Source organism: Paenibacillus litoralis, from assembly GCF_046244365.1.
GTDB lineage: Bacteria > Bacillota > Bacilli > Paenibacillales > NBRC-103111 > Paenibacillus_V.
Genome location: NZ_CP176395.1, coordinates 1,766,773 through 1,785,157, shown reverse-complemented (window position 1 = coordinate 1,785,157; position 18,385 = coordinate 1,766,773). Strand labels below are relative to the sequence as shown.

Annotated in this window: 12 protein-coding genes; 5 read left to right on the top strand and 7 right to left on the bottom strand. The window is 53.4% G+C overall.

Going from position 1 to position 18,385, the window contains the following annotated elements; translation table 11 throughout:
- Positions 1 to 48: 48 nt before the first annotated feature.
- From ACKGJP_RS07405 to ACKGJP_RS07395, 3 genes are all read left to right on the top strand, one after another.
- The gene (locus tag ACKGJP_RS07405; protein ID WP_409345023.1) at positions 49 to 1,716 is read left to right on the top strand and encodes an extracellular solute-binding protein; all 1,668 of its coding nucleotides are present in this window, start codon (positions 49 to 51) and stop codon (positions 1,714 to 1,716) included.
- A 66-nt stretch (positions 1,717 to 1,782) separates the two neighbouring features.
- Entirely contained in the window at positions 1,783 to 2,679 is an 897-nt protein-coding gene (locus tag ACKGJP_RS07400; protein WP_409345022.1) for an ABC transporter permease, read from the top strand.
- A 15-nt stretch (positions 2,680 to 2,694) separates the two neighbouring features.
- A complete protein-coding gene (locus tag ACKGJP_RS07395; RefSeq protein ID WP_409345021.1) occupies positions 2,695 to 3,579 on the top strand; it encodes a carbohydrate ABC transporter permease in 885 nt (294 codons plus the stop codon).
- Between the two features lie 421 nt (positions 3,580 to 4,000).
- On the opposite strand, the gene ACKGJP_RS07390 is transcribed toward ACKGJP_RS07395, so the two are convergent.
- The 5 genes from ACKGJP_RS07390 to ACKGJP_RS07370 form a co-directional block, all read right to left on the bottom strand.
- Complete coding sequence (locus ACKGJP_RS07390; protein ID WP_409345020.1) at positions 4,001 to 5,926, bottom strand: family 10 glycosylhydrolase; 1,926 nt, start codon at positions 5,924 to 5,926, stop codon at positions 4,001 to 4,003.
- Between the two features lie 116 nt (positions 5,927 to 6,042).
- The gene (locus ACKGJP_RS07385) at positions 6,043 to 7,998 is read right to left on the bottom strand and encodes a family 10 glycosylhydrolase (RefSeq protein WP_409345019.1); all 1,956 of its coding nucleotides are present in this window, start codon (positions 7,996 to 7,998) and stop codon (positions 6,043 to 6,045) included.
- Between the two features lie 31 nt (positions 7,999 to 8,029).
- Complete coding sequence (locus ACKGJP_RS07380) at positions 8,030 to 8,908, bottom strand: carbohydrate ABC transporter permease (protein WP_409345018.1); 879 nt, start codon at positions 8,906 to 8,908, stop codon at positions 8,030 to 8,032.
- 41 nt (positions 8,909 to 8,949) lie between these two features.
- Complete coding sequence (locus ACKGJP_RS07375) at positions 8,950 to 9,807, bottom strand: ABC transporter permease (RefSeq protein WP_409347096.1); 858 nt, start codon at positions 9,805 to 9,807, stop codon at positions 8,950 to 8,952.
- Between the two features lie 104 nt (positions 9,808 to 9,911).
- Positions 9,912 to 11,591 (bottom strand): extracellular solute-binding protein, encoded by a 1,680-nt coding sequence (locus ACKGJP_RS07370; RefSeq protein ID WP_409345017.1) that lies wholly within the window; start codon positions 11,589 to 11,591, stop codon positions 9,912 to 9,914.
- 166 nt (positions 11,592 to 11,757) lie between these two features.
- Between ACKGJP_RS07370 and ACKGJP_RS07365 the strand changes: the two genes are divergently transcribed.
- Complete coding sequence (locus ACKGJP_RS07365; RefSeq protein WP_409345016.1) at positions 11,758 to 14,097, top strand: helix-turn-helix domain-containing protein; 2,340 nt, start codon at positions 11,758 to 11,760, stop codon at positions 14,095 to 14,097.
- A 565-nt stretch (positions 14,098 to 14,662) separates the two neighbouring features.
- On the opposite strand, the gene ACKGJP_RS07360 is transcribed toward ACKGJP_RS07365, so the two are convergent.
- Positions 14,663 to 15,058, bottom strand: coding sequence for a carbohydrate binding domain-containing protein (locus ACKGJP_RS07360; RefSeq protein ID WP_409347095.1), 396 nt, complete (start codon positions 15,056 to 15,058; stop codon positions 14,663 to 14,665).
- A 253-nt stretch (positions 15,059 to 15,311) separates the two neighbouring features.
- Between ACKGJP_RS07360 and ACKGJP_RS07355 the strand changes: the two genes are divergently transcribed.
- The gene (locus tag ACKGJP_RS07355) at positions 15,312 to 16,637 is read left to right on the top strand and encodes a Gfo/Idh/MocA family protein (protein ID WP_409345015.1); all 1,326 of its coding nucleotides are present in this window, start codon (positions 15,312 to 15,314) and stop codon (positions 16,635 to 16,637) included.
- 200 nt (positions 16,638 to 16,837) lie between these two features.
- Here ACKGJP_RS07355 and ACKGJP_RS07350 read toward each other — a convergent pair whose 3' ends face one another.
- Positions 16,838 to 18,361, bottom strand: coding sequence for a DHA2 family efflux MFS transporter permease subunit (locus tag ACKGJP_RS07350; RefSeq protein WP_409345014.1), 1,524 nt, complete (start codon positions 18,359 to 18,361; stop codon positions 16,838 to 16,840).
- Positions 18,362 to 18,385 lie beyond the last annotated feature (24 nt).

Here is an 18,385-nt window from a genome sequence, read left to right as displayed (position 1 = left end):
ACCCGGCGTGAACGTGCAACATCCAATCAAAGAGGGGGCCCATTGAGAATGAAACAAAGACGTATTCGATTGACCCGCAAACCGGTCAAGGGGCTGGCGCTACTGCTCGCTTTGTCAACCGTACTGGCAGCGTGCAGCTCCGACAAAAAACCGGAAGCAGCCGAAAGCAGCCCGCCGCCGAAGACCGATCCGGGAAGCTCGTCCAAGTACGATCCGCCGATCGAAGTGACGACCGTATCCAACTATACCTCGCTGGTCAAGTTCGCGAATGGGGACGACATCAACAACAATATGTGGACTAGATACATCCAAGATAAGCTAGGCATCAAAGTGACAAGAAAGTGGGCGACGACCTCGGGAGAGGAGCTCCAGCAAAAAACGAACCTGATGATCGCATCGGGCGATATCCCGGATTTTTTTGCAGCGGAGCCCTTGCAGTTCAAACAGCTTAGCCAGGCTGGATTAATCGAGGATTTGACCGCAGTATACGAGAAGTACGCGCCGGAGCGCGTCAAGCAGCTGATGCAGGAAGCCGGGCCGGAGGTGCTGAAATCGGCGACGATCGACGGCAAGCTGATGGCCATCCCTTGGACGGGACTGCAGCGGGAAAGCGTGCCGGTGGTATGGATTCGGAGCGATTGGATGAAAAAGCTGAACTTGTCGGAGCCGAAAACGATGAACGATCTACTGAAAATATCCGCGGCATTCGTCGAGCAGGACCCGGACGGCAACAATAAGAAAGATACGTTCGGAATCATGCTGGACAAAGACCTTTATTATTTGACCGGCTTGTTGAACGGTTTTCATGCTTACAACAATATTTGGACAAAAGATGCCTCCGGAAAGCTGGCGTTCAGCAGCATTCAGCCCGAGATGAAAACCGCGCTCGGCAAGCTGCAAGAAATCTTCAAAGCCGGACATATTGACCCTGAATTTGCCGTGAAAAACGGCGAAAAAGCGATCGAAACGATCGGCGCGAATAAAGTCGGCATTTTCTTCTCCGACAGAGGCGGAGCCGCCTATCCCGCATCGACGAGCTTGCCGAACGTGGAATGGAATTCTTATCCCGTACCTTCCATCGACGATAAACCTGTCAAGCTGCAGCATGATTTGAATGTTTATGGTTTTTACTGGGTTGTCAAAAAAGGAAGCAAAAACCCGGAGGCACTTTTAAAAATATTGGATGTGTTTTTGGACAAGTTCTATTTTACGACTTCGGACGAAGATTATAAAACGTTTATCGCGCCGCCGGGAGATCCGAATCCGGTTTGGTTCCTGGCGCCGGCCAAAATGTATCGGCCGTTAAACAATCTCGACTCCTACCAGCAGGTCAATGCCGTTCTGAGCGGCAAAAAGAAGCTGGCGGAAATTACTCCGCAGCAGCGCGCCATATACGATAGGATTATGAAGTATAAAGCCGGCGACCAGTCCTTGTGGTGGGAAAGCGCCCAAAATAGTTCCGAAGGGTCGGGAAGAATACTCGAGCAGTACCTGAAAAACGATCAGTTCATGCCGAATCAATTTACGACTACGCCTACCACTGCCATGGTCAGCAAGCAAGCGAATCTGACGGCGATGATGCTGGAAACGTTCACCAAAATCATTATGGGCACCGCTCCGGTAAGCGAGTTCGACAACTTCGTCGCGTCATGGAAAAAACTCGGCGGCGATGAAATAACCAAAGAAGTGAACGACTGGTTCGCCACGCAAAAATAATCTTCACCGGATTGGAGAGGGCGCATCCATTCCTCTCCTCTCCGCTTCAATCGGAGGGACGGCTTCATGAAGAAAGGTTTATCCTATAACGGCTATCTTCACTTGATGCTTTTACCGGCATTTCTTTTCGTTTTCGTGTATCAGTATATTCCCATGTTCGGTTTGGTCATGGCTTTTCAGCAGTATGTGCCGACTAAAGGCTTTTTCGGTTCGGAATGGGTAGGCTTGCAAAATTTTTATTATACGTTCAGCTTGCCCGGAACGGGCCGCGTATTCTGGAACACCGTATTCATCGCATCGATGAAAATCGTCATGGGCCTGGTCGCACCGATTTGCACCTCCCTGCTATTAAACGAAATATCCAAGCAAGTTTTCAAACGGGGAGTCCAAACGATCGTCTACCTTCCGCATTTTCTTTCCTGGACGCTGCTTGGCGGCATCCTGATCGATATTTTATCCCCGTCGGACGGTATCGTGAACCAGCTTATCCAATGGGTAGGCTTCGAACCGATTTTCTTTCTCGGCAACAAGGATATTTTCCCTTATTTGCTGGTCGTCACGAACGAGTGGAAAGAATTCGGCTTCAGCACCATTATTTATTTGGCGGCGCTCACTTCGATCAATCCCGCGCTTTACGAGGCGGCGGTTATGGACGGTGCGAGCCGGCTGAGACAAACATGGCATATTACGCTTCCGGGCATGAGGCCGATTATCGTCTTGCTGGCAACCTTGAGCATGAGCGGCATTCTGAACGCGGGCTTCGAGCAAGTATTTAATTTGTACAATCCGCTCGTCTACGAGACCGGAGACATTATCGACACCTACGTATACCGTATGGGCATTTTGAACGCCCAGTACAGCAATGCGACGACGGTCGGGCTTTTGAAATCGATCATTTCCTTCGTATTTATTTCGGTCTCTTATTACTTGGCTTACCGGTTCGCAAGATATCGCATTTTTTAGCGGGAGGACGACACATTGATTCAGAGCATGTCAATAGGGCGCAAAACATTCCTTGTCGCTAATTATATTTTTTTATCTTTCTTGGCTTTTCTTTGCCTGTTCCCGCTTATTCATGTTTTGGCCGTTTCTTTCAGTTCCAGCGCAGCTACGGCTGCGGGAAAGGTGACGTTGTGGCCGGTCGAGTGGACGACGTCGGCTTATCGGTTCGTGTTCGGCAAAGCGGCTTTCCTTGAATCGTTCGGCATATCCGTCAAGCGCGTAATCCTCGGAACCGCTCTTAATATGATAATGGTCGTCATCACCGCATACCCGCTTTCGAAGGAAGCTTCCGTCTTTAAGTGGCGCACCTATTACGCCTGGTATTTCCTGATCACGATATTGTTCTCGGGCGGTCTGATCCCGACGTACATGACCGTCAAAACGACCGGGCTGATCGATACGATCTGGGCGCTCATTTTGCCCGGTATCGTGCCCGTCACGAGCGTCATTCTGATGCTGAATTTTTTCCGCGGGCTGCCGAAGGAGCTGGAGGAATCCGCGCAAATGGATGGAGCGACGCCTTTCCGTACGTTATGGAGCATTTACATTCCTTTATCCGCTCCGTCGATCGCGACGCTGACTTTATTCTCCATGGTCGGACATTGGAATTCCTGGTTTGACGGCATCATTTATATGAATCTTCCGGACAATTACCCGCTGCAGAGCTATTTGAAAACCGTCATCATCGACAAATCGTTCTCGGCGGCAAGCCCTGAGGAAGCCGAACTGATGAAGACACTTTCCAACCGCACCATCAACGCGGCGCAAATCTTTCTTGGCGCTCTGCCTATTCTTCTTGTCTATCCGTTTCTGCAGAGGTTTTTTATTAAAGGTATTGTCGTCGGCAGCGTGAAAGAGTAGGATCGAGATACGACGGTCACACCGTTTATATAGCGGCATCTTCGTCGCTTATTGCATATTGTACAGCTTTTTCATGATTTTTTTTGCCCAAGAAGCAAAGTGTTGTATGAACTGCAGCATTCTGAACAAAAGTTTGCCCTTATCGGCCCTTTTTCTGCGAAATGTTGTAAAATCTACAGCATTCCTTTCATCCCCACTCCTCCTGATGCTAATATGTTGTATACCGTGCAAGATGATGATGAGACAATCTCTGAATATGCTGAGCTTTCTTTATTCTTTCCTATCCAAAAAAAGTCCGGGGACCCGATAAGGTACCCGGACTTCGCTTTGACCCGGACGCCGTCCGGGCGAACTAAAGCAAACGGTTCCCCGGTCTCATAAGGCCGGGGAACCGTATACACGACCAGCAACCGCAATGGAGCTACCGCTCCACAACCACAATCAGATACCCTTCTACCCTCGGCAGAGGGATGCGGATATACCCGTTATCCGACGTATACGGCAGTGGCTCCCGGGACGGAGCGGCGTATACCGCCTTGACCGCTATCCCGTCCTCCCGTACGCTGACGACGCCTTCCGTCAGTACCGGAAAATCCTCGATGATATTATAAGTGCCGCGCGGCTCCGGATGCGTCAGTTTGACGTGGATCATCTGCATGTTTTCCTTTTCCGTCACCGTAACGCGCGCCGAGGCCGGAATCCGTTCGCAGATGACGAGCGGCTCGGGAAGCAGCTGCTTCAAGCAATGCGCGACCATATATTTGTGCATGGGCGCTGCCTTCCGAATGTAATCGGTGAAGATCCGGTGGCAAAATTGATAAATGCGCCCGGATTTTGCAAGCGCCGGCCGGCCGGCGTATTTCTCTGGCGGCGTGTAGAAGTAGCCGTGAAATCCGTCCCATTTCCGGTTGAAATACGGCTGGTAGTAGTCGGCGACGGCGCTTGCTCCCTCCCGCACCTGCAAGAGGATGCCTTGCTCGTACATCGCGTGCAGCATAGCCGGTACTTGGCCTCCGGTATCCTCGAGCATTTTGAAATAGGAGGCGTTCCATGGATCGGGGCCTTCATAGGTCATGTTCCATTCGTCCAGCGCAAACGCCGTTTTGTCCGGATTCAAGCCCGATTCCCCGGAACTGACGATCCCTCCGCCTTTAGCCAGATGGGCCTTCAGTTTCTCCTTAAGCAGCGGCGATACCGTTACCTCGTCCGGCAGGATCAGCACCTTGTACTTGGATAAGTCGAGCCGCTCGTTCACGATATCGTACGTGTACTTCAGCTCCCCCAGCAAGCGGACAGCGCCGGAGTGGCAGTCTCCGAGCCTTCCGCTTTCCGGCGTCAGAACGGCGATATCCGCGGCGGCTTTGGCATAGTCCGTCCAGGGCTCGAGCCGCTCCAGCTCGGTATACACCTCGCCGATCAGCCGGTACACGACCGGGTCGAGCCCATCCCTCGGATGCATATGATCGCCGATGGACGTTGCGGACGCATTGCTTATCGCATCCCAGCAATCGTTCAGGAGCGAAGCCTTGCTCTGAATGCCGCCGAAATCGCCCCAATTCGTCTGAAAGCGGCCCGTCATGTAGAACGTCTGCGGCCTCACGTTGCGTGTATAGGCTACTTGGGCCGGGAAGAAATCGTACCCCCATCCGCTCGGCAAGCATTCGATCTCCCCGTGCGTGTTGAGCCCTTCCGTATCCGGCGTTTCGATCCCGTTCAAATACAGAAACCGCTCATCCCCGACAATGTCCTTCACTTCCCGGCAAAACTCCATCAGCGTCTCTTTGGCATACGCCCGCACGTCGTCGTCGTCGAGCGGGTTCCTGCCGCGTTCCTTCATCCCCTCGCAGCATTCGTCGCCGTAACACGGATTGACCAGGATGCAGTCGAGGAAGACACCGTCTACCGGGTAACGCTCGACCACTTCGCGGATCATGCCGAGCATATAGTCGCGATAGCCCGAGTTCAAGCACATGTTGCGAAAAAAGTTGGCCGTTCTGTCGCCGTATATGACCTGGCCTTCCTTGTTGACGATCGACCAGTCCCGGTGCTTGCGGGCCATCTCATGATCGAGTCCGACATTGAAATAGGCCGTCACGCCGATTCCGAGCTTATGGCACTCCTCGACCATTTGCCCCAGCATATCGAATTTCAGATGCGGATGCGGAATCCCGATTCCGCTCGGATAATACGCAAAGCCGATGTTGCATTTGGCGAATGCATTAATAAAGTCGACGCGCGCGTCCTTGAGCGTTCGGGCGAACGCTTTGGCATCGAACCCGGCCCCCAGATCGGGAATATCCGGCATCGTATGAAAATCGATATGAACGGCCCTTTTAATCAGTCTCATCGTCTGTTCTCCTGTCGTCATTTGATGAATATGCCGAACTGATCCCCAGCCGCATTCTTCTTGACCGTATAGCAGTAGGCATCAGTTACCGTATTGCCCGCTTGCCCTTAATCGGGCTATTGACAGTCGATGACAACCATCTGATGGCAATCGATAACCGGTACCTTATAACGGATCGTTGCGCCTTCTTGTTCGTAAGGAAGCTCCTCCAGCTGCGGCGCCAAGTAGACCCGGTTCACGCGTCCTGCTATATTCAGCGTAACGTCGATATCGTAAATCGGCGTGATATCCTCGATGATTTCCATTTCTTTGCCTCGCTTTACCGGGAACGCATACAGAAGATGGTTCACGTACCGCGATTCGTGCGGCTGATGCTGCAGCGAAACGATGCCTTGCGCAGGCAAGCTCGTCTCGAGCGTTTTGCCGGCCCCAAGCAGCAGATCCAGCGCATGAAGGATCGTCTCTTTCACGAACAGGCTGGCGTTCTCGCCGTAGTCCAGAAACGCGTTCCAGGCAAGATAAATGCCGTTCGCGCTTTCGACCATGCCCGGTCCCGCATCGTTGCGGCAATTCGGCGTGTGGGTGAAATAATAGGCGTTCGCGCCTCGGTTGAAATACGGGTCTTCCCGGACGCCGAGCTCGGTACCGCCCGCGCCGAGCGCCACCTTTTGCCCCTGCGCATAGAAAACGAACGAGCCTTCTCCCAAGCTGCGCGTCGCAAAATGAGGCCGGAAAAAATCCGGCTGGAACGGATTCGCGCCGATCCAGCTGGCACCGAGGTCGATCGCGAACGCATCGCCGGCCTCGTTCAGCCCCGATTCGCCGGTAGCCAGCACCTTGCCGCCGTTCTCGAAAAACCGCTCTAATTTAACGGCGAGCTTCGGCGTAATCCGCACCTTATCCGGCAAGATGACGACCTTGTAGGCGGCGAAGTCCGAATCCGTGTCGATAAAGTCGAACAGCACGTTCCCTTCCTGCAAAATGCGGTACGCGCCGATATCGGATCGCCCCATCCGTTCTTCCGCAGGACCGAGCGACTCGACCGCCAGAACGGCGACATCGGCCACGTTTTCGACTCCCGCACACCACGGCTCCTTCGCTTCCACTTCCCGATAGGCGCCTCCCACCGACTTGTAGACGATCGGATCCATAACACCGTCCGGATGAAGATGATCGCCGACCGAGCAGCGAGTCCCGTGCGCCAGGCTTAACGCCGCTTCGAAGCGGAACGCGTTCGGATGCTTGTAGCCGCCGAATTCGCCCCAGTTTTTGTTGAAGCGCCCTGTCATCCCTACGATATGTTTCTCGATCTGCTGCAAGTACCTTGCCGATATCGGAAAGTAATCGTAGCCCCATCCGCCCGAAGGGAGCGATTCCACCTCCAGATGACTGTTCATCGCAGCGATATCTCGGCGTCCGCAGCGAATCCCGCTATTGTGGAAAACCGCCATATCGGGCTTGATCGCCCGCACCCGCTCGTTAACCTGCGCCGTATAGTTCGCATAAACCCGCTCCGCCAGCTCCATGACCGCCTTCTCGTCGTGCGGATCTTTCCCTTCGGCAAGCAGCGTCGCCCGGCAATTGTGGCAGTAGCAAGCCTTCGGATATACGATATCGAGGAAGATGCCGTCCGCATCGTAGCCATGAACGACCTCTTCAATTTGCTGCACAATATGCTCCAAGTAAGGCGAATGGAAGCAAAACACATGAAAGCCGGGCTCTTTAAAGCCCGCATCCCAAGTCGTCCGATCCAATTCGTCGCGCATCAGCCATTCGGGGTGGCGTCTTGCCAGCTGCTCGTCAAGCCCGACGTTGATGTACACCGGCGTCTTCACGCCGATTTCGTGGGCCGCCTCGATCATTTCGGCGAGCAGGTCGAACTGCAGGCCCGGATGCTTATCGAACTTCTTCGTATCGTAATAGGCCCACCCGTGAAAGCATTTGGCGAAGACGGTGATCGAGTCGACGTTGCCCAGCTGCAGCATTTCTTGAAACTGCCGCTTCGAGAAGCGGGTGCCGATCGGCACATTTGCATGGTTATGAAAGTCAAGATGAATTTGTCTGAATCTCATCGTTATCTCCCTCCGAACGTTGACCGGAAGCTTACTCCTTCACGCTTCCGAGCACGATGCCTTTCATGAAATACTTTTGCAGGAACGGGTATACCACGAGCACGGGCAGCGCGCCCATAAAAATTTGCGCCGCTTTCACCGTTCTGTCCGATACTTGCCGCAGCGCCTCCGAATTCAAATCCGTCAGCGTCGAAAAATCCTTCTGGATCACGATCGTCTGCAAATAGCTTTGCAGAGGGTAATGCTCAGGGGAATTCATAAAAATTAAACCGTCGAACCAGCTGTTCCAATGACCGACCATCGTCAGCAGCAGAAGCGTCGCCAAGGCCGGCAGCGACAGCGGCAGAAAAATCCGGAACAACGTAGTCAGATGCCCGGCTCCGTCGATAAAAGCAGCCTCCTCCAGCTCCTTCGGCAGTCCGCGGAAGAAATTGAGCAGCAAAATGATGCTGAATACAGGCACTGCGCCAGGCACGACGAGCGCCCAGATCGTATCGAGCAGGCCTGTCGCTTTAATGATCATGTAGTAAGGAATAAGCCCCCCGCTAAACAAGATCGTGACAACGAAAATCCATACGTACCACGTACGCGATTTGAACTTCGCGGATTCCTTCGATAACGGGTACGCAAGCAGCACGGTCATCAGCAGATTGATCGTCGTACCGAGAACCACCCGCTTCAAAGACACGAGCAGCGAACGGACAAATTCTTCCTTGCCGAGCACGTAGGCATACGACGTCGTATTGAAGCCGACCGGCCATAGCTTGACGATTCCCGCCGATGCCGCATGGCTCGCGCTAAGCGATACGGCGAGAACGTGAACGATCGGCAGCAAGCACAGCACGGCCAGCAGGCACAGGAACGTATAATTGAATAGATTGAAGCCGAATCTCCAGCCGGATGCCCGCATCGCACCTCCTCCTTTCTATATCCCCACAAAGTGACGCGGATCTAAAAAATCCGGTACTTGGCAAACCGGTACGCCAGTATATAGGCGACGGAAATCAGCACGAAGGAAACGAGCGAATTGAGCAGTCCGATTGCCGTAGCCGGGCTGTATTGGGCGCTGATCAGCCCCATCCGGTATACGTACGTATCGATAATGTCGCCGCTCTCATACACTTGCGGATTGTACAGGTTGAATACCTGATCGAATCCGGCGTTCAATACGCTCCCCAGGCTTAATGTTGCCAGCAGCACGATAATCGGCCGCATCCCCGGAAGCGTAATGTGCCACGTTTGGCGCAGCCTTCCGGCGCCGTCGACGATCGCCGCTTCATAGAGCGACGGGTTGATGCTCGTAAGCGCCGCCAAATAAATGATCGTGCTGAAGCCGAACTCCTTCCACTCGTTCGTGACGACCAGCACGTAAGGGAACCAATCGTTGCTGCCGAGAAAATAGATCGGCTTGAACCCGAAGAAACCGATGATCGAATTGACAATGCCGACGGAAGGGGACAGCAGATCGATCAGCACGCCTCCGAGAATGGTCCATGACAGGAAATGCGGCAAATAAATGAGCGTTTGAATGGCGCGCTTGACGAATTTGGCCATGATCTCATTGAGCAGCAGAGCGATCGTAATCGGAACGACCAGTCCGACCGCAATTTTCATCAGCGCGATAAAGACCGTATTTTTCAGCACCTCGAGCGTATCGGGCAAGCTCATCACGTAACGGAAATTTTTAAGCCCTACCCATTCGGAGCCGAAAAAGCCTTTGGCCGGTATATACTTCTGGAAGGCGATCACGATCCCGAACATCGGACCGTAATTATAAACGAGCACCAGGAGAAGTCCCGGCAAGATCATCAGGTGCAGCGGCCAGTTCGCCAGCTTCTTGCGAAGGCGCGTCCTCCCGTGGAGTGGAGAAGGAGGGAGAGGGAGCGATTGTTCTCCCCCGCCCGTCAACCGGCTTACTTGGTCGTTTTGTACCATTCGTTAATTTCCTTGACGATTTCGTCTCCGCCCTGCTTCTTCCATTGCTCCACGTATTTGTCGAACTCGTCGATGGACGATTGGCCCAAAATGATTTTCGTCAGCGCCTCGGACTCCAATTTGGTTAGCGCCGTTCCTTTCTCGATCATGGACGTCAGCGGCGTCGTAATGAATTCGTTGCTGAGATACAGATTGTTTTTCCGGTATTGGTCGGCAACCGACATCGAGCCGCCCTTGTTGAAAATGAGATTCCAGCCCCAGTTGCTGCGGTCGCCGGCCTGAAACTTTTGAATTTTCTCGTATACGCCTTTATCCTCGGGCGTCAGCTTCGACATATCCTTCGTATCGAGCGCCTCGATAATGCGCAAGCTTTCGTCGACGTTCTTGAACGATTTGTAAGCGGATACGGCATTGAGCAGCCATACCTGGTTGTTGTCCGTCGGAGAAGTATTAAACTCCTTGTAAATATCGTCCGACTTGTTTTCGTAGAACGTTTTCAGCCAAAAGTCGAGCATTTTGAGCACGGCCTCGGGATTTTTGACGCCTTTCTTGACGACCCAATAGCCCGCTACGCCTAACTCAACCTGCGATTTGGCCGGCTTCCCGTCCACCGAAGCGAGCGGAAACGCTTTCCATTCCATCGACGGGTCTTTGTCCTTCGCCGCTTGCAGCGGATATAAGCCGGCGTACGGCCCGTTATAAAACATGCCGATTTTGCCGTTCGCGATCATCTCGTACGTTTTGGTTGCGTTTTTGGCGCCGAATTCGGGATCGATTTGCCCCGCCTTGAACATCTCCTGCAGCTTCTTGAGCGCGGTTTTCATCTCCGGCTGAATGGTGCTGTACGCCAGGTTTCCGTTCGCGTCCTTGATGTTGATGCCGTAGTAGGCATGGAAGCTGTTGAAGAAGCCGAGCAGGATCGAAAAATCTTTGTCCACGGCGAGTCCGTACGTATCGTTCTTGCCGTTGCCGTCGGGATCCTTCGTCGTGAACGCTTCGCTGATTTTAAGCAAATCGTCCATCGTCTTCGGCTCGGGCAGGTTCAGCTTCTGCAGCCAGTCCGTCCGAACGTAAACCATCTGGGAGCCTTCCTGGGTAGGGGAGGTAAACGGGATGGCCATCAGCTTGCCGCCGATCGTGGCCGATTGGAGCACCTTTTCCCCGCCCTCGGTCATCAGCTTCTTGACGCCCTCCGACGCGTGCTTGTTGTAGGCTTCCGTCATATCGGCGATCAGACCGGCTTCGGCAAGCTGCTTGAATTGGGTCGCATTAACCTGAAAGAAGTCGGGGATATCGCCGGATGCGATCGTCAAATTCATTTTTTGCTCGAGCTGATTCGGATCGACCGCCCAGAGCGTCTTCAATTTAATGCCGTATTCTTTTTCATATGCTCGGGTCCATACGTTATTCTCAATGGAATCGCCTTGCGCAAATTTGACTGTCGTCTGCTGCGCGCGAACGGTCGTCAGCGTGATCGGCGGGTCGTATTTGCCGTCCTTCATGCCGTTTGCGGCCGTTCCGCTGGCCTGCGGCTTTACGCTGTCTTGCGGCTTCGCGGAGTCTTTCGGCTGCCCCTTGTCCACGCTGCCGCTGCAGCCGGAAATGGCTAGCGACAATGCGGATAAAAGCGTTACAGATAGAAGATGAGCTCGTTTCATTTCTGCTTTCCCCCTTCAAATGTTTGGTTTGCGAATCGGCAAGCCGCCGTATGACGCCGCCTGCATTTGAAGCGTAACCGCAGTTGCCGTCCGCTGAAAAGCTTCCGTTTTCGCTGCTTTATTCCGTTTCGAGCCTTTCCGCCGGCAAATGTCCGGGAATGAATAAATGATCCGAAATTGGATGTTCCCGATGAACTCCAAAATCGTCTATGATGGAAGAAACAAAATGATGAAGCAAGGAGTGCTGGCGATGATCGACGGATTGCGGGTTAAACGGAACTCGTTATTTACGAAGCTGCTTCTCGGTTTTATCGTCATCATTGTAATCTCGTTCATTTTCAATGCGCTCTCTTTCAACTTTTTTACGGGAAGCATTCGTGAAGAAGTGATTACGTATAACAAATTGAATATGAGCAACACGGTATCCAAATACGAGGAGCATTTTCAAGTGATGGAGGAAGTGGCCGCGAATTTTTATAACAATGCAAATGTAATCGTTCTCAATCGGGATAACACCAACTTTTTTGCGATGAACGACTTGGCCAAGGAATTTACGTCGCTCGTCACGAATTACAAAAATCTCGGCTTGGATAATATGTTTCTCTACAACGGCCGCCATTCCTTCCTCGTCGACAAAAGCGGCTTGATGAAGGAAAACGACATGTTCGCCAATCAGTACATCAGTCCTGCGTATGACGCCACATTCTGGGCGAAGCAGGTCGATGAGGACTATTACATGCGTATTTTCCCCGCTGCGGATTTCACGAGAAGAAATTTCAACGGCTCCATAGAGCCTGCCGGCAGTCTGTTCCCCGTGATCGTCAAGAGCAAGCTGCAAAAGCAGTACTACATCGCCGCCTTGCTTGATGCGTCCGCGATCTATCGCAAGTATCATTTATCCGTTTCCGACCTTTTCTATATGACGGACGGCGGCGGAACGGTCTTCTACAGCTCGGGCGAACAGGAACAAGCGTTATCCCCGCTCGCGTTCGACCCGTCCAAGCCTTATTTTACGAAAGACAACAATTACTACTTCTATGCCAAGGGCGAGAAATCCGGCTTGACTTACGTCAACGTCATCCCGAATCAGAACATCGCTTCCAAAATATACAGCCTGAGCGTCGTCCTGATCGTGCTGCTGGCGCTTTCGTTGATTTTGAGCTTGATCATTTCCGTGCTGCTGAGCATCCGGTTCAAGAGCCCGATCCAGAAAATCATCGATTCGATGTACAAAATGAATCCGAACATCCAGCTCGGCAGCAAAATCAACGAATTCAACATGATCGTCGAAAACTTGCGGACCATTATCGCCTCCAACCGAAGCATTCATAAGGATTTGCAGAACAAAAACACGCTGCTCAAAAAATACGGCTATTGGAACAAGGTGAAAAGCATCCCGATCGGCAGCCGCGACGTGCAAAATTTGATCGATACGTCCCGACCGTATTTTTTCGTCATGTTCCATATCCATTTCACTCGCCGCTTCCACGAGCTGATCACCGAGGAGCAGAAAAAATCCCATATTCTCGAATTTATCCAATTGAACGTCCAGCAGGCTTTCCCGCAATCGGAGACGGTGCAGTCGGAGAAGGATTTGATCTTCTCGATCGTGTTTGCCGAGCCCGACGCCTCGGGCGCTTTGCGGAATGCGCTGGGTGCCATGAAGCATGTATTCGACACGGACAGCGAATATTATTACGTCACCATCGCCTTCAATCCTGTTCAATACAGCCCGAGCGGCTTTACGGCGGCTTATGACGAGGCGCGCGAGATGGTTCGACGCCGCAAGCTGAACGGCGAGACCCAGATCGTCACGGACTGCGCCAGTCCGCAACCGGACTTTCATTTGACGCCGTCGGAGGAGAAGGAGTTTACCGCGCACCTCGCGGCAGGCAACGAAGCGGACATCATGCTGATGATCGGACGGATGATGAACCGCCTTCGTTCGAACGGTACGGCCGAGCAATACAGGCAGCTAGCCGGCGAGGTCGTTTCCAAAACGCTGCTGGCGCTCATGCTGCAAAATATTAATGCGGGGGATTTGCAGGAGGAGCTGTCACCCTACGAACAGATCAAAGAGTTTGTTACGGAGGAGCAATACGACGACTTCTTCCGAAGCTTGATCGGTTATGCGTCCGCTCTTATGAACGAGAAACGAATGGAAAAGGATCCGATTATCGAATACGTCCTGGCTTATATGGAGCAGCATTACGGAGAGGACATCGGTCCGGACGCCGTTGCGGAGAAGCTGAATCTGTCGACCGGCTACATGTGCAAGTACGTCAAAAACAAAACCGGCAAAACGTTCGGCGATTGTCTGGACGACGTCCGGATCATGAAGGCCAAAGAAATACTGGAAGCGACGGACTGCAAAATACATGAAGTCGCCCTCCAGGTCGGCTATCAGAACGCCAATTCGTTCACGAGAATGTTCCGGAGACTGACCGGCGTAACGCCGGGCGAATATAGGCGGGAGAGACGCGTCGTGGTCGCGGAAATGCAATAAACGGGGTTCGAAGACACCCCGTACAATTTGTGAGAAAGCTAAAGAAGAACGCTATAGGGATGGCGAGTGTCACCTGAAGGAGCGTAAGCGGTCGCCTTTGTGTTCGGGAATGTCCGCAATCATGCGGATTCCAATCCAAATTTCCTGAACACAAGAGTGACCGAAAGGAGATACCGCCAAACCGCATAGCCCTTCTTCAGGCAGTATAGGAATAGTGAACCTTTCTTCACTATTACTGAACCTTTCTTCACTATCGGGATCAAAAACGCGCCTCCATACGAAATAGTGAAGAGAACTTCACTAATAGTGAACCTTACGGCCAAATAGTCTCGTTTGCTTCACTATCCGCTCCAATAAGGGAGATCGAGTGAAAATAGTGAATTTAGGTTCATAAATAGTGAACCCCTGTTCACTATAGACAGGCGGATGATCGAAAAAAAAGGATTGAGCCGGAATCATCCGGTGCTCAACCCTTTTAACGAAATAACCATCCTTCTTGCTTACTAGAGCAGCTTGCCCCACTCCCTACTTGCTATCCTAATTCGCCTTGCCTGACTGCCTAAGCTTAAGGCTGTACTTCCCGCAATTCCAGATCGTCCAGCCATGCCGGACCGTTCGCGGCCTGATCCACTTTGAAGAATACCGATACCCGCTTAGTAAGCGGCTGTTCGGTGAAAGCGACGGTGAGCTTCGTCCAATCGCTGTTTTTCGCCGATTCCGTCCACGTATAGGTGACGCTTGCTCCGTTCGCGTCGATCTGTCTGATACCCAGAGCCGCCGATCCGGCAGTTGCGCTGTTTTTAACCCAGCCGGTAAGCACGTATTTGCTGCCGGGCACGACTGCAATTTCTTTGTTCGGCTCCGTATTCAGAACGTTCCACGTATTGTTCGCGTCCGGATTCAGCTTGACGGAAGACTGTCCGCTGCGGGCGACCGACCGATCCCATTCCCCCGCTCGCAGCCCCCAGCCGTCCGGTCTGACGGCAGCATTTACGGAGTTGTTTACGTAAGAAATCGATTTCTATAAAAAAGTGTAACATATCCCTTTCTAAAATAATAGGCACTTCCGGAATAAAAAAAAGTAATCGGTTTTTTTGTACTTTACTGTTGATTTGCACCCCGCCTCCTTGTAATCTGATTATAGAAATCGATTACATTTCATCCTTGTTTATACCGGCTATCCTCCAAATATGTTTCGGAAAAGGGGTTTCTCCATGTCGACGAACTCAGATTCGCAAAACGCTCAATCAAGCCGCTCCGTTTCACAGCCGATTACTGCGGTAATCGTCGGGGCCGGCCATCGCAGCCTGCTGTACGCCACTTATGCCGAGACGCATCCGCAGAACTTCCGAATCGTCGGCGTCGTCGACCCGGATCCGGAACGGCGCAACTCCACCGCGGAGCGCTTTGGTTTCTCAGAAGATCACTGCTTCGCATCGGTGGAGCAGCTGATTGACCGCCCGAAAATAGCGGATGCCGCGATCAACGGAACGATGGATCAGCTGCACGTTCAAACTACTCTGCCGCTGCTGAAAGCGGGCTATGACGTCCTTCTGGAGAAGCCGATCGGCGTTAGCGAAGAAGAAGTGCTGGAGCTCCATAACGCCGCCGCATCACACGGGAGAACCGTCATGATTTGCCACGTCCTGCGATATGCGCCGTTCTACGCGGATATCCGCGAGCGGCTGGCATCCGGCGTGATCGGTGACATCGTCGCCATTCAAACCGAAGAAAACGTCAGCTATCACCATATGGCAACCGCCTTCGTCCGCGGTAAATGGAACAGCGTCGAAAACTGCGGCTCCCCCATGCTGATGGCCAAATGCTGCCACGATCTCGACCTGATCGCTTGGCTGAAGGGCGGCATTCGTCCGGTAAAGGTAAGCAGCTTCGGCGGCCTGTCTCAATTCCGCAAGGAAAAAGCGCCCGAAGGCGCCGGAACGCGATGTTTGGCCGACTGTCCGATCGAAGAAAACTGCTCCTACTCGGCCAAGCGCTTATATGTGAAGCAAAATTTATGGGGCGCCTATGTGTGGGACCGTACGAACCTCGACAAGGACGACATTGCCGGCAAACTCGAATCGCTGCGCACAATCAATCCTTACGGCCGCTGCGTATGGCGCTGCGACAACGATGTCGTCGATCATCAGTCGGTCATCGTCGAATTCGAGGACGGCAGCACCGCATCGCACAGCCTCACGGGAGCCACCGCCAAACCGAGCCGCACGATCCACATCACCGGAACGAAGGGCGAAATTTCGGGCACGATGGAGGATGGCCGCTATGTTATCCGGCATCCTGACGACAGCCCGGGACAAACCTATTCCGAGGAGACGATCGAGCTGAGCGTATCCGCGGATATGCACGGCGGCGGCGACCTGCGGCTGGTAGCGGATTTCGTGAGCGCATTGCGCGGCGGGACTCCTTCCCTGTCCTCCACATCCTTGGAGAAATCCATATACGGCCATCAAATCGGCTTCGCCGCGGAGCGTTCGCGGGCTGAGAACCGGATCGCGGAAATCGCCGCACTGCAATCGTAAGGCTGAAGCCTGGCTTCCGGGGGCCGAGTGAAAAAGCTCTGCTGCCGGCGCTTGCCAGAGGCAAGAATCCCCGTTAGAGGAACGCGCTGCAAGGCTTCGGCGATGCGGCGATCGAGCCGCGACCAAGCGCCTCGAAGCCTCAAAAAGCCTGCAAGCCCTATGTCCTATAGGTGCCTGCAGGCTTTTTAACATCCAATGCGTTACGCCGCGTGTCCGACGCCTTCCTGCTTCTTCGTCATGTCGAGACGGCCCGGCCCGACGAACATAGCGGTCACGATGCCGACTCCCGCTACGCAGATGCACAGGATAAAGCCGTGATTGATCGCCGTTCCGAGCGCGTCGCGCAGGAAGTCGTGCATTTGCGGCGGGATGCTGTCGCCGGCGCGCATCAACAGCTCCGGATTGGCCATCTTGTCGATTTGCTCGGCCGGAATTTGCTGCTTCGCCGCTTCGTCCGTTATCCGTTGCTTCAGATCGTTGTTGACGATCGTCGCCATGATCGATGCGCCGAGCACGCCGCCGATGCTTCGCCAGAAGCCGACGACCGACGAGCTGATGCCCATATATTTCGCCTCGACGTTCGCCGCGACGGCATTTTGCGCTACGCTCATCATCGGACCTACCGCGCCAAAGCCAAGGATGATCATAAGCAGAATCATGTAGCCCTTGCCCGCATCCACCCCGACCGTCGCCAGCAGGATCGAGACGAGAACGCCCATCGCCATCGAAAACAGCATCAAGGTGCGGAACGCAAATTTGGTTTGCAGGAAGCCGAAGCCCATCGCACCGGCGATGACGGAAGCCATCATCGGCGTCAGTACGCTGTTCGAGTTCGCCTGCTGCAGCACCGCCACGGAGAAAATCGGCAAATACGTCACCGCGGAGAACATAATCGCACCCTGACAGAAGCAGACGATGCTGGTGCCGGCAACCATCCGGTTTTTGAACAAATGCAGCGGCAGCACAGGCTCTTTGGCTCTCCGCTCGACCGGTATGAACAGGACGCCGGACACGCCCGCCACGGTAAACAGCGTCAAAATTTGCCACGACGACCAGGCATACTCCTTGCCTCCCCATTCGAGCGCGAGCATGAGCGAGACCGTAGAGGCGATCAGCAGCACCGTACCCAAGTAGTCGATTTTCGGCTTCGCTTCGGAACGCGATTCCTTCAGCGCGAACAGCAAAATGAGAAACGAAGCGATGCCGATCGGAACGTTGACGTAAAAGCACCAGCGCCAGCTCCAATGCTCGGCGATGAATGTCCCAAGCTGAGGACCCGCCACGGAGGATAAGCCGAAAATAGCTCCGAAAACGCCGGATAACTTCGCCGCCTGCTTCGGATCGCCGAACACCGTGTAAATAATCGTGAAGCTGATCGGAAACAGCGCCCCCGAGCCGATTCCCTGTATCACGCGGAACCAGATCAGCTGATCGACCGTTTGCGCCATCCCGCATAAAGCCGAACCGAGCAAAAACAAGCCGATGCCGATCAAATAAAACAGCTTTCTGCCGAACAGGTCGGACATTTTGCCGAAAATGAGCATCGTACTCGTCGCCGCGAGCATATATGCCGTGAAAATCCACGTCATTTTATCGAAGCCCCCGATGTCCTTAATGACATCGCTGATACAAGCCGAAACGATCGTATTGTCCAGCGACGACATCAGAAGCCCCAGCGCCATCGACAGGACGATCAGTCCGGTGTTTTGTTTACTTGCTTGCATGTTGCGTGATCTCTCCCTTCGGCC